This is a genomic window from Prochlorococcus marinus str. MIT 0918 (genome assembly GCF_027359415.1).
Lineage (GTDB): Bacteria > Cyanobacteriota > Cyanobacteriia > PCC-6307 > Cyanobiaceae > Prochlorococcus_E > Prochlorococcus_E marinus_C.
Map to the genome: position 1 here is coordinate 382,828 of NZ_CP114780.1, position 20,230 is coordinate 403,057.

Annotated in this window: 24 protein-coding genes and 1 pseudogene; 11 read left to right on the plus strand and 14 right to left on the minus strand. The window is 30.4% G+C overall.

Going from position 1 to position 20,230, the window contains the following annotated elements:
- Window positions 1–7: 7 nt before the first annotated feature.
- Complete coding sequence (locus tag O5636_RS02045; protein ID WP_269622963.1) at window positions 8–1,207, minus strand: NAD(P)/FAD-dependent oxidoreductase; 1,200 nt, start codon at window positions 1,205–1,207, stop codon at window positions 8–10.
- A 14-nt stretch (window positions 1,208–1,221) separates the two neighbouring features.
- Window positions 1,222–3,153, minus strand: coding sequence for a 1-deoxy-D-xylulose-5-phosphate synthase (dxs, locus tag O5636_RS02050; RefSeq protein WP_269623501.1), 1,932 nt, complete (start codon window positions 3,151–3,153; stop codon window positions 1,222–1,224).
- Window positions 3,154–3,270: 117 nt separating this feature from the next.
- Between dxs and ilvA the strand changes: the two genes are divergently transcribed.
- The 3 genes from ilvA (at window position 3,271) to O5636_RS02065 (ending at window position 5,716) form a co-directional block, all read left to right on the plus strand.
- Window positions 3,271–4,815 (plus strand): threonine ammonia-lyase, biosynthetic, encoded by a 1,545-nt coding sequence (gene ilvA / locus O5636_RS02055; protein ID WP_269622964.1) that lies wholly within the window; start codon window positions 3,271–3,273, stop codon window positions 4,813–4,815.
- Between the two features lie 62 nt (window positions 4,816–4,877).
- The gene (gene scpB, locus O5636_RS02060; protein ID WP_269623502.1) at window positions 4,878–5,384 is read left to right on the plus strand and encodes an SMC-Scp complex subunit ScpB; all 507 of its coding nucleotides are present in this window, start codon (window positions 4,878–4,880) and stop codon (window positions 5,382–5,384) included.
- A gap of 26 nt (window positions 5,385–5,410) precedes the next feature.
- Window positions 5,411–5,716: a YggT family protein gene (locus O5636_RS02065; protein ID WP_269622965.1), complete on the plus strand. Its 306-nt coding sequence runs from the start codon at window positions 5,411–5,413 to the stop codon at window positions 5,714–5,716.
- A 19-nt stretch (window positions 5,717–5,735) separates the two neighbouring features.
- Here the strand turns inward: O5636_RS02065 and O5636_RS02070 are convergent, their stop codons facing one another.
- Complete coding sequence (locus O5636_RS02070; protein WP_269622966.1) at window positions 5,736–6,065, minus strand: nucleoside triphosphate pyrophosphohydrolase family protein; 330 nt, start codon at window positions 6,063–6,065, stop codon at window positions 5,736–5,738.
- Window positions 6,066–6,143: 78 nt separating this feature from the next.
- Between O5636_RS02070 and pyk the strand changes: the two are divergent.
- The 3 genes and pseudogenes from pyk to ftsH all read left to right on the plus strand — a co-directional run.
- Window positions 6,144–7,565, plus strand: a pseudogene (gene pyk, locus O5636_RS02075) (pyruvate kinase); the annotation flags it as partial.
- 52 nt (window positions 7,566–7,617) lie between these two features.
- Window positions 7,618–8,847 (plus strand): ABC transporter permease, encoded by a 1,230-nt coding sequence (locus O5636_RS02080; RefSeq protein ID WP_269622967.1) that lies wholly within the window; start codon window positions 7,618–7,620, stop codon window positions 8,845–8,847.
- A gap of 106 nt (window positions 8,848–8,953) precedes the next feature.
- The gene (gene ftsH, locus O5636_RS02085; protein WP_269622968.1) at window positions 8,954–10,867 is read left to right on the plus strand and encodes an ATP-dependent zinc metalloprotease FtsH; all 1,914 of its coding nucleotides are present in this window, start codon (window positions 8,954–8,956) and stop codon (window positions 10,865–10,867) included.
- Between the two features lie 11 nt (window positions 10,868–10,878).
- Here ftsH and clpP read toward each other — a convergent pair whose 3' ends face one another.
- Entirely contained in the window at window positions 10,879–11,469 is a 591-nt protein-coding gene (clpP, locus tag O5636_RS02090; RefSeq protein ID WP_269623503.1) for an ATP-dependent Clp endopeptidase proteolytic subunit ClpP, read from the minus strand.
- Window positions 11,470–11,548: 79 nt separating this feature from the next.
- On the opposite strand from clpP, the gene psb29 reads away from it, so the two are divergent.
- On the plus strand, window positions 11,549–12,193 hold the full coding sequence (gene psb29 / locus O5636_RS02095) for a photosystem II biogenesis protein Psp29 (protein ID WP_269622969.1): 645 nt from the start codon (window positions 11,549–11,551) through the stop codon (window positions 12,191–12,193).
- Window positions 12,194–12,347: 154 nt separating this feature from the next.
- Here the strand turns inward: psb29 and petN are convergent, their stop codons facing one another.
- On the minus strand, window positions 12,348–12,449 hold the full coding sequence (petN, locus tag O5636_RS02100; protein ID WP_072013319.1) for a cytochrome b6-f complex subunit PetN: 102 nt from the start codon (window positions 12,447–12,449) through the stop codon (window positions 12,348–12,350).
- Between the two features lie 103 nt (window positions 12,450–12,552).
- On the opposite strand from petN, the gene O5636_RS02105 reads away from it, so the two are divergent.
- Window positions 12,553–12,828 carry a DUF2103 domain-containing protein gene (locus tag O5636_RS02105; protein WP_269622970.1) on the plus strand — a complete coding sequence of 92 codons (276 nt, stop codon included), beginning with the start codon at window positions 12,553–12,555 and terminating at the stop codon, window positions 12,826–12,828.
- Here the strand turns inward: O5636_RS02105 and O5636_RS02110 are convergent.
- Both O5636_RS02110 and O5636_RS02115 read right to left on the minus strand, forming a co-directional pair.
- Window positions 12,821–12,943 carry a hypothetical protein gene (locus O5636_RS02110; protein WP_269622971.1) on the minus strand — a complete coding sequence of 41 codons (123 nt, stop codon included), beginning with the start codon at window positions 12,941–12,943 and terminating at the stop codon, window positions 12,821–12,823. The two genes, O5636_RS02105 and O5636_RS02110, sit on opposite strands and share 8 nt — an antisense overlap.
- A gap of 752 nt (window positions 12,944–13,695) precedes the next feature.
- Window positions 13,696–13,965 (minus strand): hypothetical protein, encoded by a 270-nt coding sequence (locus O5636_RS02115; protein WP_269622972.1) that lies wholly within the window; start codon window positions 13,963–13,965, stop codon window positions 13,696–13,698.
- Between the two features lie 172 nt (window positions 13,966–14,137).
- Between O5636_RS02115 and O5636_RS02120 the strand changes: the two genes are divergently transcribed.
- The 3 genes from O5636_RS02120 to O5636_RS02130 all read left to right on the plus strand — a co-directional run bounded on the left by O5636_RS02120 (window position 14,138) and on the right by O5636_RS02130 (window position 15,383).
- On the plus strand, window positions 14,138–14,494 hold the full coding sequence (locus tag O5636_RS02120) for a hypothetical protein (protein ID WP_269622973.1): 357 nt from the start codon (window positions 14,138–14,140) through the stop codon (window positions 14,492–14,494).
- Window positions 14,495–14,812: 318 nt separating this feature from the next.
- Window positions 14,813–15,010 carry a hypothetical protein gene (locus O5636_RS02125; protein ID WP_269622974.1) on the plus strand — a complete coding sequence of 66 codons (198 nt, stop codon included), beginning with the start codon at window positions 14,813–14,815 and terminating at the stop codon, window positions 15,008–15,010.
- A gap of 1 nt (window position 15,011) precedes the next feature.
- Window positions 15,012–15,383 (plus strand): alpha-2-macroglobulin, encoded by a 372-nt coding sequence (locus O5636_RS02130; protein WP_269622975.1) that lies wholly within the window; start codon window positions 15,012–15,014, stop codon window positions 15,381–15,383.
- A gap of 18 nt (window positions 15,384–15,401) precedes the next feature.
- Here O5636_RS02130 and O5636_RS02135 read toward each other — a convergent pair whose 3' ends face one another.
- The 7 genes from O5636_RS02135 to O5636_RS02165 form a co-directional block, all read right to left on the minus strand.
- On the minus strand, window positions 15,402–15,560 hold the full coding sequence (locus O5636_RS02135; RefSeq protein WP_269622976.1) for a hypothetical protein: 159 nt from the start codon (window positions 15,558–15,560) through the stop codon (window positions 15,402–15,404).
- A 660-nt stretch (window positions 15,561–16,220) separates the two neighbouring features.
- Window positions 16,221–16,535 (minus strand): thioredoxin family protein, encoded by a 315-nt coding sequence (locus O5636_RS02140; protein WP_269622977.1) that lies wholly within the window; start codon window positions 16,533–16,535, stop codon window positions 16,221–16,223.
- Between the two features lie 523 nt (window positions 16,536–17,058).
- Entirely contained in the window at window positions 17,059–17,409 is a 351-nt protein-coding gene (locus O5636_RS02145; protein ID WP_269622978.1) for a hypothetical protein, read from the minus strand.
- 87 nt (window positions 17,410–17,496) lie between these two features.
- A complete protein-coding gene (locus O5636_RS02150; protein ID WP_269622979.1) occupies window positions 17,497–18,096 on the minus strand; it encodes a DUF4335 domain-containing protein in 600 nt (199 codons plus the stop codon).
- Window positions 18,097–18,102: 6 nt separating this feature from the next.
- Window positions 18,103–18,642 (minus strand): DUF3038 domain-containing protein, encoded by a 540-nt coding sequence (locus O5636_RS02155; RefSeq protein ID WP_269622980.1) that lies wholly within the window; start codon window positions 18,640–18,642, stop codon window positions 18,103–18,105.
- 202 nt (window positions 18,643–18,844) lie between these two features.
- On the minus strand, window positions 18,845–19,057 hold the full coding sequence (locus tag O5636_RS02160; RefSeq protein WP_269622981.1) for a DUF2949 domain-containing protein: 213 nt from the start codon (window positions 19,055–19,057) through the stop codon (window positions 18,845–18,847).
- Between the two features lie 16 nt (window positions 19,058–19,073).
- Window positions 19,074–20,213: an FAD-dependent monooxygenase gene (locus tag O5636_RS02165; RefSeq protein ID WP_269622982.1), complete on the minus strand. Its 1,140-nt coding sequence runs from the start codon at window positions 20,211–20,213 to the stop codon at window positions 19,074–19,076.
- Window positions 20,214–20,230 lie beyond the last annotated feature (17 nt).

Below are 20,230 nucleotides of genomic sequence, written 5' to 3' on the forward strand. Positions count from 1 at the left end.
TAATGCCTTATTTTAATCCTATAAAATAAGGCACTAACTTAAATAAAAATTTTTCAAATTTATAATCAAAAAGCAACTCATTTAAAGCATTTCCATCCTTATTAGATAATAGGTTTATTAATTTTTTAATCTTATAATCTGATTGATTATCAGATATAGAGTTCCATGTCTTTCTACCTATTCTATTAGCTATAATCCATCTCCAACCAAATTCTCTTCTTAATCTTTTCACATAGATATTTAACTTTGAAAAATCTTCTATATTGTTAAATTTCGATTCATTAAAATAACTAAGTAAAACATCAGCTAATATTTCAGCACTGCACAAGGCATGCCTTATACCTTCTCCACCTAATAAATTTGCTGTGCTTACACAATCACCTATACCTACTATTCTTTTACAAAAATGAGTCTCCTCTCGTTTTAGTGTACTGCTAACTAATCCACCATGAATATTAATTAGTGAATATCTATTTATATTATTTAATTCTATCAAACGAGAAAGATCTATTAAGTTAGAACTCTTAAATGCCTGATTTTGTGGAGGTAATCTGCATACTCCAACTTTTAGTCTTAAATTAGACATTGGAAAAATCCAACCATATCCGTATTTAACCCAATTAGACCCTATAAAAAAACTTAGATGATTAGACCACTTATTATATAATTCCTTATCAACTTCAATTAAATATTCTACACCACTTCCTTTATAATATGAATTCTCATTCGAATTATATCTATTTATTAAAGATCTATTAGTCCCTGTTGCATCAACAACCAAATTAAATCTATGCGAATGTGAAATCTTATCTTTATCCATAAGAATTACTTCTGTAAATTGATTACAAGAGTTTATTTCTTTAACTGTCCAACCTAATAACAGAGTAACGCCTAATGTTTTAGCTCTACACCACAAATCATTTCTGAACTTACCAAAGTTTAAAACTACTCCTAAGGGCAAGTCAGAAGAAAAATTATGTTCTAAAGTATCAGGGCCAGTTATTTTCCAATTATTCCAATAAGAAGATACAGAATCTTTTATAAAAGAATATTTATCAATAGTTGAAATCGGCAATGCAGCACTGGAATAAGCATTATTGAAAGGATCATCTAATCTATCAATTAAGATAGACTTCATTCCATTTTTAGCTAAGAGAATTGATAAATATGCCCCTGCTGGTCCAGCACCTACAATTAAAACCGTCAAAATTTAAATTAAAACTAAAGTGATTCTGTATTTGAATTACCAACATAAATCGAATCTGACTTATCCCATCCAAATCTTTTCAATATAGTTTGAGTAATTTGATTTGGAGTTAAACCAAGTGCCTCTTTACTTTGCTGCGGGCTAGCATGATCAACTAATTTATCTGGTATACCTATTCTTAATGTTGAAACCTTTAAATCCTGATCTGCAAATGATTCAACAATAGCTGAGCCAAATCCTCCTAAAAGTGTTCCTTCTTCTATGGTAACGACTTTACCAATTCGTCTAGCTAATGGATGTATTAATGCTTGATCAAGAGGCCTTAAAAATCTCGCATTTACAACTGTTGAAGAAATACCAGATTTTTTAAGAATATTGGAAGTTTCTTTAGCGGAAGCAACCATTGCCCCATAAGCAATTATTAATAAATCATCACCTTCAGAAAGGACCTCTCCTCGACCTATTTTTAATGGCTCCCATCCTTCTTCCATTAAAGTCACCCCTTCACCAGGGCCTCTTGGAATCCGCAATGTACAGGGTCCGTCATGATGAAGGCATGTAACTAGCATTCTTTGAAGCTCTGCTTCATCTTTGGGTGCCATAACGGTAAAATTAGGTATAGATCTGAAATAGCTAATATCATATTGACCTTGATGAGTAGGGCCATCAGCACCAACAATCCCTGCTCTATCAAGAACAAAAGTAACTGGTAAGTTTTGGATACCAACATCATGTATTAATTGGTCAAAAGCTCTTTGCAAGAAAGTGCTGTAAATAGCACAAACAGGCCTTAATCCATCACATGCCATACCTGCTGCAAGGGTGACGGCATGTTGTTCTGCAATTCCAACATCTACATATTGATCTGGTATAGCCTTCTGAAGCAAATCAAGACCTGTCCCTGTGGCCATGGCTGCTGTAATCCCAATCACCTTGCTATTTTGCTCACATATTTTTACCAATGTCTGACCAAAGACTTTGCTATAACTAGGTGGTTTTGGGGTTTTTGAAGGAATGGATTTACCAGTAGTTAAATCAAATGCAGATTGTGCGTGATATCCAACTTGATCAGCTTCTGCGTAAGGATATCCCTTACCTTTAGTGGTAGCAACATGAACTAATACTGGACCACCAATACGATGTGCTGCTTGAAAAGTACGAACCATTTCAGATATATCATGACCATCTATTGGTCCCATATAAGTAAATCCTAATTCCTCAAATACAGCTCCTACTTTTGGAACAGCTAGTCGTTTTACACTTCCTGTCAATGATTTAATTTCTTGAGGTATATCCTTGCCTATAAAAGGAAAATTTTTCACACCTTCTTGAACACTATCGGAAAGAAATTGAATGGGGGGACTATGCCTCATTCGATTTAAATATGTAGAAAGTGCTCCAACTGGTGGAGAAATTGACATGTCATTATCATTTAGTACTACTAAAAAAGGAGTATTTGGAAGATGTCCGGCATGATTAATAGCTTCTAATGCCATTCCACCAGTAAGTGCTCCATCTCCAATTACAGCGACACATTTATAATTTTTTCCTAAACGGTCTCGAGCAAATGCCATCCCAAGTGCAGCAGATATTGAAGTACTTGCATGCCCAGCACCAAAATGATCAAATAAACTTTCTGAACGTTTCAAATATCCAGCTACTCCACCTTTTTGTCTTAAAGAATCAAAATTGGAATAGCGACCTGTAATTAATTTATGAGGATATGCTTGATGACCAACATCCCATACAATTTTATCCTCATCAAGATCTAAGGTTTGATAAAGGGCAAGTGTTAATTCAACTACTCCTAATCCTGGGCCTAAATGACCACCACTTGTAGAAACAACCTGAAGATGCCTTTCCCTAATCTGGCAAGCCATGTCTTCAAGTTGAGCTGTAGTCAAGCCATGGAGTTGATTAGGATGACTAACTTCGCTCAATCTCATAACCGTAGAAGTTATTTTCAATTAATCTACGGCCTTTTAATGCATTTCGAAAAGATTTTTACCTAACGAAAATGGAATGTAGAAAACAATTAACTAAAAAGCTGCCAGAATCTTAAAATGGAGGAGATTTTTCAAAAAATTCTTAAAGCACGAGTTTATGACGTTGCTAAAGAAACACCCCTAGAAAAAGCTAGGAATCTAAGTAATAAGTTGCAAAATAAAATCTGGTTTAAAAGGGAAGATCTACAACCAGTATTTTCTTTCAAACTAAGAGGTGCCTATAACAAAATGGTTAACTTAACTCAAGATGAAAGAAAAAAAGGGGTAATAGCATCAAGTGCTGGGAATCATGCACAAGGAGTAGCGTTAAGCGCCTCATATCTAAATTGTAGAGCTGTAATAGTAATGCCAATTACCACTCCACCTATGAAAATAAAGTCCGTTAAAGCCTTAAATGCTGAAATAATATTATATGGAGAAACATATGACGAAGCGTATTTAGAAGCTAAAAGAATAAGTAAAAAGGAGAAATTGATTTTTATTCACCCTTTTGATGATCCAGAAGTAATCGCCGGACAAGGGACTATTGGCATAGAAATTCTTCAACAAATAGATACCAAGCCTGATGCAATCTATATAGCTGTAGGCGGCGGCGGATTAATAGCTGGCGTAGCTACTTATATAAAGACACTTTGGCCTGATGTTCAAATAATTGGGGTTGAACCAGAAGATGCATCTGCAATGACAGATTCATTAAAAGCAGGAAAACGAATTGAATTATCAACTGTAGGGTTGTTCGCTGATGGTGTAGCTGTTAAAGAAGTAGGTGCATTAAATTTTGAATTAGCCAAAACTTATGTAGATAATATGATTACTGTAAATACAGATGAAACTTGTGCTGCAATTAAAGATTTTTTTGAAGATACTCGGTCTATCTTGGAACCTGCTGGAGCTCTATCAATAGCAGGATTGAAATCTGATGTGCATAATAGAAAATTAAATAGTAAGAATCTTATAGCTATAACTTGTGGAGCCAATATGAATTTTGAAAGGCTTAGATTTGTAGCTGAAAGATCAGTTCTAGGAGAAAAAAAAGAAGCAATGTTTGCAATTGAAATCCCAGAAGAAGCAGGATCTTTAAAAAGGTTTTGTGCAACTATAGGAAATAGAAATCTTACAGAGTTTAGTTACAGATTATCTATTGGAAATTCAGCAAATATATTTATGGGAATTGAAGTACAAAATGATGAAGATAGAGACTTAATAACAAAAAGACTTAATAAGTCAGGTTATAATTTAACTGATCTAAGTGATGACGAGTTTTCTAAATTACATTTACGTCATATGGTTGGCGGAAGACTTCCTATGTCATGTTTAAACAAATCATCTAAGGAATATAAGGAATTGCTTTATAGGTTTGAATTTCCCGAAAGACCTGGAGCATTAATGAAATTTCTCGAAGCAATGAAACCTGAGTGGAGCATAAGTATTTTTCACTATAGAAACCATGGGGCAGATATTGGGAGGATAGTTATTGGTGTATTAGTAAAAAAAGATGATCTTGCTAACTGGGAGAACTTTCTAAATGAAATAGGCTATAAAAATTGGGAAGAAACTAAAAACCCTGCTTATAAATTATTTTTAGGTGCGCAGATTGATTAATCAGGTTATTTTTAAAGTGAATTGCCAAAAGAGCTATCACTGATAAAGCAATCCCTAATCAAATTTCAGACGATATAAAAATATCTCTGCCTGCACGTATAGAGGCTGTTCTTTATTTGAAAGGTAAGCCTTTATCTTCAGATGAAATTTCCGACATCTTAAAGGAATCTAAATCACATATAGAAGAATCTATTTTTGCTCTTATTGCTGGGTATTCACAAAGAGACACTGCTCTTGAAATTAAAGATAAAAATGGAAAATATAGCCTTCAATTAAGACAAGGACTCGGAGAATTAGTACAAAACTTACTCCCCGTTGATATTTCCGGGGCAACTCTTAGAACACTTGCAACTATTGCTCTGAAAAAAAGAATCCTTCAATCTGATCTAGTTGAGCTAAGAGGTTCTGGTGCCTATGAACATATCAAAGAGCTTCTTGCAATAAATTTTATAGAAAGGAAGAGACAACGTGATGGTCGTTCTTTTTGGTTAACCCTCTCAGAAAAATTTCATCGGACATTCACTGTAATTCCTGATATAAAGGAGACAGATCCTAAAAAAGCTGCTTAAATTAGACCATAATTATCATTTTAAGGATGTCAACAGTCATCTCAAACATCTTTGGAGTATTAAGTCAAACAGTATCAATATATTCCTACATACTGATATTACGAGTCCTATTAACGTGGTTTCCTAATATAGATTGGTCCAATCCTATTTTGAGTAGCGTTAGTTCTATAACTGATCCATATCTAAACTTATTTAGGGGCATAATACCTGCTATAGGAGGGCTTGATATATCACCTATTCTTGCATTTATACTTTTAAATGTAGTTGAATCAATGCTACTTAATCTTCAATTTGCTGTAGTAAATAGTAATTTAATTAATAGCTTTGCATGAGAAATTAGGCCTCCTAATTTTACCTGTTATCTCCATCACCTGAAATAGCCCCCCTTTTAGACCTACTTGATAATTTTTCAATGTTTGTAATTGCCACATCCTCTAATTTAAAGCCCAGCTCACTTGATAATTGAGCTACATACCAAAGGACATCTCCTAATTCAAGTTTAATTTGAATCTTTTCATTTTCACCGAATACCCCATTTTTATCTCTAATGACCTTCTTAACCTTGTCTGCAACCTCACCAGATTCACCAGCAAGGCCTAGTGTTGGATAAATAGGATTATTTCCTACATCAGGATAACGAGCTGTTTCTCTAGATTTGTCTTGGTACTGATTAAGGTCCATGATAAGAAAGTAGAAAAGCTAAGAGGCAATCAAAGTGCACACAAGATGGTATTTTTCTGAAGAGCTAAGCTTCTTGAAATGAATATGATAGACCTAAAACGAAGAACAAAGATCGTTGCAACAATTGGTCCCGCAACAGAAAGTTCAGAAAAGATATCTGAACTTATTAAAGCAGGTGCAACTACTTTTAGATTGAATTTCTCACATGGAGATCATGATGAGCATTCTCAAAGGATAAAAACCATAAGAGAAGTTGCATCTGATCTTGATGTAAATATCGGAATTCTCCAAGATCTTCAGGGTCCTAAAATTCGTCTAGGAAGATTTAAAGATGGACCAATAAATTTAAAAAAGGGTGATATCTTTTACCTAACTTCCAAAGAAACTATATGCAATCAAGAAATAGCTAATGTTACCTATGAAAATTTAGTTCAAGAAATGACAACAGGGAAAAGAATTCTCTTTGATGATGGAAAAGTAGAAATGATAGTTGAAGAGATAGATTTAACTAACAATAAACTTAAATGTAAAGTTACCGTTGGAGGTATACTTTCAAATAATAAAGGTGTTAACTTTCCAGATGTTCAATTATCAATAAAGGCATTAACTGATAAAGATAGAAAAGATTTAGAATTTGGACTTTCTCAAGGAGTTGATTGGGTTGCCTTAAGTTTTGTAAGAGATCCTTCTGATATAAAAGAAATAAAACATTTAATTAAAAACCATGGTTACGAAACACCTGTTGTAGCAAAAATTGAAAAATTCGAAGCTATTGATCAAATTGATTCTATTCTTCAATTATGTGATGGAGTTATGGTTGCCAGAGGTGATTTAGGTGTTGAAATTGATGCTGAAGAAGTTCCATTACTACAAAAAGAACTAATTAAAAAATCTAATAGCCTTGGTATTCCAATAATTACAGCAACACAGATGTTAGATTCAATGGCATCAAGTCCTAGACCAACCAGAGCAGAAGTAAGTGATGTAGCTAATGCAATTCTTGATGGAACAGATGCAGTAATGCTTTCAAATGAAACTGCAGTAGGTGATTACCCTATAGAGGCTGTTGAAACAATGGTAAAAATAGCAAGAAGAATAGAAAGAGATTATCCACAGAGAGCAATAGAAAGTCACCTCCCAAGTACTATTCCTAATGCAATAAGTGCCGCTGTTAGTACTATTGCTAGACAATTAAATGCTGCTGCTATCCTCCCTTTAACAAAGAGTGGGGCTACTGCTCATAATGTAAGTAAATTCAGGCCTGCGACACCTGTTCTAGCAATTACTAATGAAATAACTGTTGCTAGAAGACTTCAACTTGTATGGGGAGTAATTCCATTAATGATAGATACTCAAGAAACCACCACTAAAACTTTTTCTTTAGCTATGAAATTAGCCATGAAAATGAAAATACTAAGCCCCAATGATTTGGTTGTTCAAACTGCTGGAACACTAACAGGTATAAGCGGTTCTACTGATTTAATTAAGGTAGGAATAGTTCCCGAGGAAATTGATATTAAAAAAGAGAAAAAAACTAATATTTGAATTTTTAATGGCAAGAAAAGTATCATTATCTGAAATCTTAATAATGTCTGTAAAGACATTAAAGTCTAATAAATTACGTAGTTCTTTGACTATGTTAGGAATAATAATTGGCAATGCATCTGTTATAACATTACTTGGGGTTGGTAAAGGAGCACAAAAATTAGCTACTAATCAGTTAAGTAATTTAGGTGCAAATGTACTTTTTGTTGTTCCAGGTAATAATGATACTAGAAGGAGAGGAGTAGCTTTTCCAAAGAATTTAACTTTAAAAGATGCTATTGCTATAAAAGAACAAGTTCCATCAGTAAAAGAAGTAGCACCCCAAATATCATCAAATGAAGTTATTCAATATCAATCAAAAAGTATTAGTTCTACAGTAATAGGAGTAACAAAAGAATTTCTTCCTGTTAGAAGTTTTGATATTGCGAATGGAAGATTTATTTCTGATGATGATATAAATGGAGCAAAGAATGTTGTTATTATTGGTCATGAATTAAATAACGATCTTTTTAACAATAAAAATTCCCTGGGCGATAAGATAAGAATAAAAGATCAGTCATTTGTAATAATTGGAATAATGGAACCTAAGGGAGCAGTATTTGGTAGTAATCAGGATAAAAACTTATACATTCCTTTATCAACTATGGTTAATCGTATATCTGGAAAAGATCCAACATATGGAATTAGTTTAAGCTTTATAAGTGTTCAAGCTACAAATTCAAAAGCAATAAATGCCGCTAAGTTTCAAATAACAAATCTATTAAGGCAAAGACATAATATTATTAAAGATGATGATTTTGCTGTAAGGTCTCAAAAGGATGCTTTAACAATAGTTTCAACAATTACAGGTGGTTTAACATTAATGCTTGCTGCAATAGGTGGTATTTCATTATTAGTTGGTGGGATAGGAATAATGAATATAATGTTAGTATCAGTAAGTGAAAGAACAGAAGAAATAGGTTTAAGAAAAGCTATTGGAGCAAGAGATTCTGATATTTTATTACAATTTCTAATAGAATCTCTTATTCTAGCAGTATTAGGTGGTGTGTTTGGCACATTTATAGGATTAGGATCAGTTAACCTGATTGCATTAGCAACTTCTTTGCCAGCAAACATTGAAATACGCGTAATCCTTTTTACTGTAAGTCTTTCTGGTTCTATTGGTTTAATCTTTGGAGTATTACCAGCACGAAGAGCTGCTAAATTAGATCCAATTGTTGCCTTGCGCAGCTTATAAGAATGCTTGATTAAATAATATTTTTAGTTCGCTAAAATATATTTATCAAAAAATTCCACGATATCGTTATATTTTCTCTTATGATAGTAAAGGCTTTAAGAGATTCATGAATCCAAAATTTAGATCAATAGCCTTATGGATAATTCCAATGGTTATAATAGTTCTTTTGACATGGCAAATCTTCAGTAATAGCAATAATAATTCAATAAATACCACCAATACCTCAGTAGCTGCAAGGAATACAGCTGTTTCTAAAATGAGTTATGGAAGATTTATTGATTATATAGACTCTGGGAAAGTAACATCCGTTGATATTTTTGAAGGTGGTAAAACAGCTGTAGTGGAAGCTGTTGAACCACAATTTGATAATAGAGTACAAAGAATAAGGGTAGATCTTCCAGGTTTAACCCCAGAATTGATCTCAAGGCTAAAGGAACAGTCAATTAGCTTTGATATTCATCCTCCCAAAGACCCTCCAAGTATTGGGTTTATTGGCAATCTTATATTTCCAGCTTTTTTAATCATTGGTCTTATTTTATTAGCAAGAAGATCTAGTTCAATGCCAGGTGGTCCTGGTCAGGCTATGCAATTTGGTAAAACTAAAGCCAGATTTGCAATGGAAGCAGAAACAGGAGTTAATTTTGATGATGTAGCTGGTGTAGAAGAAGCCAAGCAAGATTTACAGGAAGTTGTCACTTTTTTAAAACAACCTGAAAGGTTTACATCAGTTGGAGCAAAAATTCCAAAAGGTGCTCTTTTAGTTGGGCCTCCGGGAACAGGAAAAACATTATTAGCAAAAGCAATTGCTGGAGAAGCTGGGGTTCCATTCTTCTCATTATCTGGTTCTGAATTCGTTGAGATGTTTGTTGGAGTAGGGGCGAGTAGAGTCAGAGATCTATTCAAAAGAGCTAAAGAGAATAGTCCTTGCTTAATCTTTATAGATGAAATTGATGCTGTTGGTAGACAAAGAGGCGCAGGTATAGGAGGAGGAAATGATGAAAGAGAACAAACATTAAATCAACTTTTGACAGAAATGGATGGATTTGAAGGTAATAGTGGAATTATCATTATTGCAGCAACAAATAGGCCAGATGTTCTTGATTCTGCTTTATTGAGACCTGGAAGATTTGATAGGCAAGTTACAGTTGATGCTCCAGATATAAAAGGAAGATTATCGATCTTAAATGTTCATTCTAAAAATAAGAAATTAGATGAATTACTTTCATTAGAAAGTATTGCAAGAAGAACTCCGGGTTTTACTGGTGCAGATCTTGCAAATTTATTAAATGAGGCTGCTATTCTTACAGCAAGAAGAAGAAAAGAATCAATTGGAATTAAAGAAATAGATGATGCTGTAGATAGAATTATTGCAGGCATGGAAGGACAACCTCTTACTGATGGGAGAAGTAAAAGACTAATTGCATATCATGAAATTGGTCATGCAATAGTTGGATCACTTTTAAAAGATCATGATCCTGTTCAAAAAGTCACACTAATACCAAGAGGCCAAGCTAAAGGTCTTACTTGGTTCTCTCCAGATGAAGATCAAATGTTAGTAAGTAGATCCCAACTAACTGCAAGAATAATGGGTGCACTTGGTGGTAGAGCAGCAGAGGATGTAATTTTTGGTACTGGAGAAGTAACAACTGGAGCAGGAGGAGATATCCAACAAGTAGCCTCAATGGCTAGGCAAATGGTTACAAGATTTGGGATGAGCCGACTAGGTCCAATTTCTCTAGAGAATGACTCACAAGAAGTTTTTATTGGCAGAGACCTTATGACAAGAACTGAGATGTCAGATTCCATAGCTCAACAAATCGATGAGCAAGTTAGAAAGATTGTAAAAACCTGTTATATTGCTACTATTGAAATAATCTCAAAGAATAGAGAAGTTATTGATAAATTAGTAGATTTACTTATTGAGAAAGAAACTATTGATGGAGAGGAACTAATAAACGTTTTGTCCAAATATACAGATGTGCCTAAGAAAGAAAGAACAGAAAATATATTAGCTAATTAACAATGATATATTTATATTATTTCAACTGGTTTCTTATTGAATACTTTATCGATTAAACCATATTTAATCGCTTCTGAAGGAGACATATAAAAATCTCTATCTGTATCTTCAGCTATCTTAGAAAGAGGTTGGCCTGTCCTATCTGATAATTCATTATTAATTCTATTTTTGAGAAATAGTATTTCATCTGCCTGTATACGTATATCTGTTGCTTGACCTCTAGCTCCTCCAAGAGGTTGATGAATCATTATCCTCGAATGTAAAAGACTGCTTCTCTTACCTTTTGCCCCAGCTGAAAGCAAAAATGCTCCCATGCTAGCTGCTAAACCAACACAAACTGTATGCACATCAGGTTTTACATGCTGCATAGTATCGAAAATACCAAATCCATCATAAACAGAGCCTCCAGGGGAATTTATATATAAAAAGATATCTTTATCAGGATCTTCAGCCTCTAAAAAAAGTAGTTGAGCAACAATTCTATTGGCAGACTCATTAGTTACAGGTTCGCCAAGGAAAATTATTCTCTCTCTCAATAATCTGGAATATATATCAAAGGCTCTTTCACCACCTCCTGTCTCCTCAACTACAATAGGAATCATTTTTAAAAGATCGGTTTCCACGATATTAACTGCTAGATTGCAATTGCTAAGGTCTTTTTAGAATCAAACAAAAAAGAAGTTGGTAGAACGTAAAACCATTTCCGAAAGCAAATCTAGATTTCATAAGGATTTTCCTTATGTAATTCCATCTATTTATAGAAAAGTAGTAGATGAATATTTGGTTGAAATTAATCTAATTAGTAATCAAAAAGAGTTTAAACAAGATGGAATTTTCTCCTATGGGCTTTTATCATCATTTAAAAAATTTACTATTGGATATGAACCCACAAATCATATTGACAAAGTCCTTGAAGCATTGTGCAATTCATGTGATATAAGTTACGTCAATACTATTGAGCTATCATCAAAGATTAATTCTATTAAATCAAAGTTAAATTTAGAAGAAATAACAGAACTATTAAAGAATAACTCAAAAGAAGGTAATCAAGCAAATGATTTAGACAAGTTAATAATGAAAGATTCTTACTATTCTAGGTTGCACTCAATAGGTATTTATGAATTTATACTTAATAATTATGGAAGTAATATGTCTACTAATCAAATAACAGAAAAATCTATAATGTTTGGAAAGTCTATAGGTTTTAAAGAAGAAAAGATAAAAAAAGACTTAACTCAATATCAAAATAATATAAAAAGGATTGAAGAAGCAATAGAATTAATTAAGATAACATCCAAAGAACAGAAAGAAAAGAAAATGAGATAGTTAGTTAAAAGATTATTCTACATTTTTTCTTCTTTTATCTTTAAAGTCTATATATGAAATATAAGCGACACATATAGTTAAAACTAATAATAAAAAAAGTATAAAGACTGTTATATAAGAAGATGCTGATAAATGAATGAAGGATTGCCAGTAATTAGATATCGATTGAGCCATCACCATTTCTCCCCCATACAACCATTGCTATAGAAAAAGTAAATATGGCGGCTAAAGAAGCCCATGCAAAAGTAAAAAGCATTATATTTAAGAATATTCATCAATTATACAATATTAAAGCTAGTACAGTATAAAATTTAGATGGAATACACTATAATCTAAAAAAGAGAAGCTATGTACATAGCATGGCAAGAATAGTAAAAACTCATAGTACTTATTTAGAAGGTCTACTTAAGGTTTTGGAAAAGATTAGTCAAGAGGGTAGTATAAAAACAATTATTCCTGGTGAGATAAAAAGAATAGAAGGACATAAAGAGAAATTAGAGCTAAAAGTTTTTCGAAAGACTATTAGTGGTTATATGGTTAAAGCCAGAAAAGGGAGGAGCTTACAGGAAGTATATATTATTACAAATATTAAAAAGAAAGATGTAGAAAGAATTATAAGTCAAGCTATTAATTGAAAGATGTGTTATCAGAACTATCCTCAATAATATCTTGTAAGTTGTTGATCATATCTAAAAATAACTCCTCCTTTATAAGATTCATTGCATCGTCTATATCCGTAGTAGTAGCCATAGTTTTTTTTTATAATATAATGATCAAAACTAAATAATGCTATTATCTTATTAATAAGTAATTAAGACAAGACTTGAGTATTAATCAATCATGAAAAAACATAAAATAAAATCTGAGATTAAGTGTCTACTGATTATAGTAATTTTGGTTTTTATAGATGGGAAGGGAATGGCTATAAATACCAGAGAGGCAACAAAAATATGTCAGAGGTCAAGTAACTATACAAAATGCGTAAAAAAATTATTAAAAAAGGACGAGCCAAGTAAGGTTATCAATAGACCAAATAGAAGAAATTATCCTGTTAGACTTAAGGTTGTACCCTATTATAAATGATATTTGGATATTAATATAATACATTATATAGACGCTATTAAGAACATATATCATCAAAGAGATACTTCTCAAAATTAAGCTGAGGTGATAACCATTCCTTCCATATAAAATTTTCATCTGTAACATTTATTTTATTCTTTCTGCAATTAATTGCTATAAATATTATAGATTTATTTAAATTGTAGCCAGGCAATATGAAAACATTATTTTTTTTAAAGATCTTAGATGAATAGATGGTTAAGGGGCCATATTCTATTATAGGTAAAGATGATGATTGAGGGTTGAAATTAAGAAGGACATCCGAAGAGTATAATTTATTAATGGTAGAAATATTTTCTAAGTCAGTAAGATTCTGGGAATATAAATTAGATGGATATATATATAAAATATTTAATAATAAAAATATACTAATTTTAAAATTATATTTCATATTCTGATTTAAAAGATTCTAGAGAATTTAAATATGTAGTAAATAAATCATCTGAATCAGTATCATAACCTATTTCTTTATATTTAATATGTATTTGATCTAATAATTTCTTTACTGTAGAAAAAGCAATAGCATATTCTAATCTGATATCATCATCATCTATATCGTGTATTTTGGCAGTGATGAGTTCAATATCTTTAAGAGATTTTGTAATCAGTGATTCATAGGATTTAGATAGTTTTCTTCTACGTTTGGGCATTGATTAAATATTCAATAAAATAATAATAGCTATATTATACACAAAATAGAAATATTAATGTAATCTAATTATGTTAAAAAGTTTTAAAAACAGCATATAAACAGAAGATAATGATAGTTTAAGATATATTAATGTTATCCCCAGTATAACTGTTTCGGAAATCATTTCTCCAATGACTAATACAGAAGAGAACAATCAAAAAAAAGATTCGTCTAAACTAAAGAAAAAGAAAACTGATCTACCTTGGTGGGTAGAAATTCTCTTTGTTCAAATAGGACTACCAGAAAAATTGCTTGTAAATTTTCTTATTTATAAAGACTTAGTTAATAAGAATATAAAAAACAAATTTCCACATATTCAATTTACTTTATTTTTAATAATCACTGTAATATACATAAATCCAATTATAAAAAACTACAGATATAAAAATATTTGTATAGAGGAAGCCTTGAGATCTACAAAATCTATAGATAACAAGCAAACTACTCATATAAACTCATTAAATATATGCAATGGAGGTAAATTATAATTTAATAAAAGGTTTAATTCTTTTTAGATTCATTGATATCTAATTGATTATTATTAATTGAGTATGTAGGTTTTTTATTCGATTTCCTACCTTCTATTAAAGAAACAAATAAGTATAATATTCTCCCGAATAAAGGAACCCATAATTTCCTATACAAAATATCCAGCAAATTAAAAGCCATAAGACTATATAGTGTTAGATAAATCAATTATAGAGAAACGATAAGTGATTTTCAGAAATGATTAAAAGTTACCATTCTCGCAATTCAAAACACATATTAATGAAAAGTTATAGAATATTACAAATTAGATAACCTAAATGCCTACAGCAAAAGAAAAAAAAGAAGAAGTCAAGTCTCATTTTAAAAGACTTAGATCTGAACTTAGGACAATTCATTTGGCAGTAACTGACGAATTAAAAATGCCAGAAGCTGATAAAATCAAAGAACTGATGCAGCAAATGGAATTACTATTATCTATAATTGATCCAAAATCAAAAAAGAACAAAAAAAAATAATATGAAGATACTAAAATTTTTTCCTATAACCATAGGAATATTATGTATATCATCTGGTTGTCAATTAATAAATAGCAAGAATTCACTAGAGACTATAAAAATAGATGGATTAAAAATAGAAAAATCTAATATAGAAACAATTGAGATTTCGATAAGCTGTAATAAAGATAATATACAAAAATACCTGCAAAAAGGTTGGTCTATACAATCATCAGAATCATCTGAGGTTCCATGTAGTTGGAAAACTGCTAAATCATCTAAAGACTGTAATCTTAAAAAAGATAAAGGGTGTAAAATTACAGTTCCAGATATGATGGGAGAAAAAATAGATTATATTCTGGAGAAAAAAATTAATAGTAGGAATAGTAAATAAATTTGTATTATCAAGTAATTATTTGTCTAAAGCTATCTGATGAGTTTCTTCCATCAATGGTTGTAGAGCAAATTCTAAATCTTCACTTGATGAAAAACCTAATTTATCAAATGATTCATTTCCAAGAGAATGAATGAAAGAATCATTGTTAGAGAACATCTGAATAATATTTTTCACAATTAATCAAATGCTAATGAATAATAATAAGATTTTTAATTAAAAAACCTTATTCTTATTATAAGATTTATCTACTAACTAGCATTAATTAATGCGGAAATAAATAAAAACTTCCATTTTATGGATATAAATTGTATAATATGCTACAAAGAGTCGATAAAATTTAATAAAAAATTAATATTTGTGTAGTAATTGGTCTTTCAAGCATAATGTCTAGTATTTTAAAAAAAAAATAAATAAATGAACATTTCACTATTAGCAGCTATGGCAGCCATAGGTGCAATCTTTATGAGTACTACCTTTCTAGTAGTTATAGTGTCAGGCATATAACAGTTAAAATTAGAGTACTACAACACTTAATATAAATTAAGAGTATTTAAAGATAAAACTAATTATTATAACTATAATAATATTAAATTAAAAAATATTTATTTAATGGTTGATATTATTGCAAATATGACATGGAAGAACCCAATATTTATGTTAGTTTTTTTTGGTTGTTTATGGTTTCTACCTGGTCTACTACTTACTATAAGAAATAACAATATTAAAGAGAAGAGATATAAAGAAGATCAGGAAAATAGAATTTCTCGGCTTTACCCATCTGAAAAACAATCTGAAAATAAATAGTTTTATATTTAAAGATAATATAATTTGTATTTAAACAATTTTTTCAGATAATGATTTCAACTTTGTGCGAAAATCACCTTTGGACATACCACCCTTTATTTCTCCTATTATATTAAAATCTGAATCTGCATTTGATACAAGTAAGTAAGTTGGCCATCCCATACCTTCCTTATTAGGATATTTAGATATTAAGATTTTTCTGTATTTTCTATATTGAACTACATCTTGCATTACTACATCTATAAAATTCAAGCCTAGTTCTTTTACAACTTTAGAATCGTAATGAGACATCCTATGACATGTACCACAGTCATCTGAACTAAATTTAATAATAGATAATTCCATGAGTGTAAGCTAAATAACTAAATAATATATATTATAAAGCATTCGTCTATAAAGCCAAACTTTGGATTATTTTAAAACATTGTAAAATTTTTGTATAAGTCCAATGTTAGCAGAGATTATCAAAAAGTAAAATAAAACCGTAGGGTATAATAGTTCTATAGGAAATGATTCAAACAAGAATTTAATAATGATTGAAAGACCTGAAAAAGAACTAAATAAAAATATAGAGTTAATAAGTAAAATAAATAATACTCTAATAATCTTATTAGCAGAGATACCTGAAAATTGACTTTTTAAATAACTATCATCGAATAATGTAAATATTAGAATTATTATTGTTGCTAATCCTGAGGGTATCCATAGTAATGAATTATTAATATATGATGTTAAAATAAATAATATAGAAAGTAGAATACTTATGATAGAAATAGTTATAGAAAATCTAATTTCTTTCATATAGAACTAAAAAATATAATTAGTAGAGTATATTTTTTTATTTATATATACAGAATTGAATAAATTATTAAGGGGTGTGATCATTTGATCTAATATTTGAGGATCTTTTATTCATATACAATTTTAAGAATCTCCATAGAGCACCTATAATTAGCAATAAACTAATAAGTATCAATGATATAACTATAAAGGCGCCTCCAATTAAAGTGAATGATTCTAAAAGGCTAATTAAAGAAGATGTTAATTGTAGCCATGTATCCTTAGATAGTCGATTTTGAATAAAATCGGAAGGTAATGAATTTAAGAAAATAATCATATTAATACCAATAGCAAGCATTGTAGAAGCTTCAATTAATTGCCTATACTTACTTTTGGCTGTTTTACCTCTAAATATAAATGCCTTTGAATTTTTCTTCATATATCTATTATTTGACAAACTTCATTATTAAAGCTGTTTTCATTTTGACTTGAAAGGCTAGAATGTCAAGATATGTAAAAAATTATACTAATCAATAAACAATGATTCTTTATTGGTATCGTATATAATTGGTTCTGATAAATCGATTTTTGATAGGTTAATAAATGAAATGGATGAAATTAAGACTAAAAAGGTACCTAATAAGATAGAAGCTAAACTCGATTCATTCTTATTTGATATTAATAAATTATTAGTTTTTTTCAATTTAAAATTGTTTGTTTTCCAATTGATTAATAATCTACTATCATCATATATTTTATCTAGGCAAAGTGTTAAATCAATAAAATCAGCATCATCTAACTTAAGTGAAAGAGGCTTTACATCTTTTTTACTACTAACTAATTTAAGATTATGATAATCTTTAGAATATGTTATAGAAACATATTCTGTAGAAACAGAAGTTAAAATATCCCTATCATAAATAAACTTATTAGAATAAGATTTGATAACATACAATAAATCTATAAGATGTTCTTTTTTTCCTTCCAATGTTGCTAACCCTATCAGATTTAATTTCCAGGAAAGAATGATCGATATAGAGTTAGAATCCTGACTTATTGAGAAATCAGGTAATCCATCTATATCTATATTTGCTATGCCTTTAGAATAATTAAATGAGTTTTTCATATCAAATTAAAATATATTTAAGACACTTGTACGCAATCTTTTAACACCGGATTTACCAGATGACAAGGCTAAGGTAATAACAAGATCCTTACAAAATTGATTAGATTCATTAATCTTTCTTAAATAGTTCTGAACAGCTTCTCTTCTAATATTCATACGTTCTGAAATAAGTTGGGAAAATCTAACACTAAATGCTTCCCAATTTGAATTATGAAATGATGATGGTGTTCGAGAGGATATAAGTTCCCTAATCTTAGATGAATAACGTTCTGACATTGAAGAAATTAGAACAATTAAGGCTTCAAAAGATGCTAATGATAGCTTTTCATTCGTTGTTGCTTTTCTCATGGGATTATGACAACGAGACTTCCAAAAGATTACATAATTAGGAAAATATTTTTTAAGATGAAGTTGCTCTGAAACAACTAGGAATTCTTGTGAGGCATTTACATCGATACTTTCTATGCATAAAAGAAGCATGTCTAGCTTTTCTATAGCTTTCCTAGCTGTTGAGGTATTTATAGAAAAGTCTTTGTTAGGATCCATATTTATACTATAAAAGAATTCCCGTTATACAAAATCATTATTTTTAATATGATAGCAGTTTAAAGGGAAATTGTACGATCGTAATGGAGTTGAATGCATTCATATAGATGAATTAGATTTAAAGAATTTAGAATTAAAGATAAAAAGATTAAAACCATATAACAATTTAATATTAATTGTTATTCATACATATAAGGTTTGACTAATGATTAATATCAACCCACTCCAAAAGCTTCTGATATTTGTCTAAACTTATAAGACCATATGTTAGCAATATAATTGGCAATGGGGCTGCTTCATATTTAGATTGTCTTATGGCAAGGTTAATGGCATTATCAGAAAGTTCAAATTCTTTGTTGAGAAACTCCATCATCTCCTTTGAAATAGGTGGTTCATTATGACTAGTTAATATCATAAATTAATAATTTAAATTATTTAAATATAGCACCATCTGTCATCAACGATAGTATAATAATTCTAAAGAAGCTTGACTTATTTAAGATAGTAAACGCAAATCTTCTGAAGGGTATTAGTAGTAATGATTTATTAGAGAAAATTCTTATAAGGGAATCTGTGATAAAACTAATCATTAAGATATCAATGTATCTTGATAATATGAAAATAGTATATTCTTTTAATCTAAAAGAATTAGGTTCTCTAGAATTATTTAGTAGCTCAATAATTGCTCCTATATCTCTTATTGAAAGATTCAATCCTTGTCCACCTATTGGATGAATAGAGTGGGCTGATTCTCCTATAAGAAAATTATTTCCTCTATTTAATGAATATGCAATTGATAATTCTTGAGGAAAACATTGAGGCTGATTATATAAACAATCTATTTCTATAGAGGGGGGAAGTGTAATTGCTATCTTATCTAAAAAATCAGCTGATGACAATGATAATAATTTATGACATTTATTAGATGGGGCTGTCAATACTATTTGATAGAGATCTGAATTGATTGGTAGTATTGCCATAGGACCATCAGGCCTAAGTATTTCATAAGCTACATTAGTATTAATTGAACGTAATAAGGCTTTGAATGTAATGCATGATTGATTATAAGGGATCCTCATCCTTTTAATATTCCACTTTTTCCTGGATGAAGATGATACCCCATCTGCAGCTAGATAATAATCAAAAGAATTAAAGTTGTCGTTAAGATCACTTTGTAATAACAATTTAATATTTTGATTTCTTTTAATTTTTTCGAATAAATATCCCATTAAATCTTTATGATCTATAATCCAACCAAGATCTTTGCTTGAATAATTGCATTTCTTTAAATCATTTCTGTCTAGAGTTATTTTATTATTTAAAAAAGAATCTTCAATTATTAATCTTTTAAAAGGTTTCATAATAGAATTCAAATCATTCCAAATATGATTTTTCTCAAAAAACCTTCTAGAAGAGTGAGTAATAGCATAAACCCTATCTCTTTTTAACAATTGTTCTTCAGATAGAAGATCGGTCAATGTGACATCATATTTATTATGTGCCAATGCAATGGCTGTTAAACAACCAGTTGGTCCTGCCCCTATAACCTTTAGCTTAGCAATTCTTTTCATAAACTTATTTTTTTAAT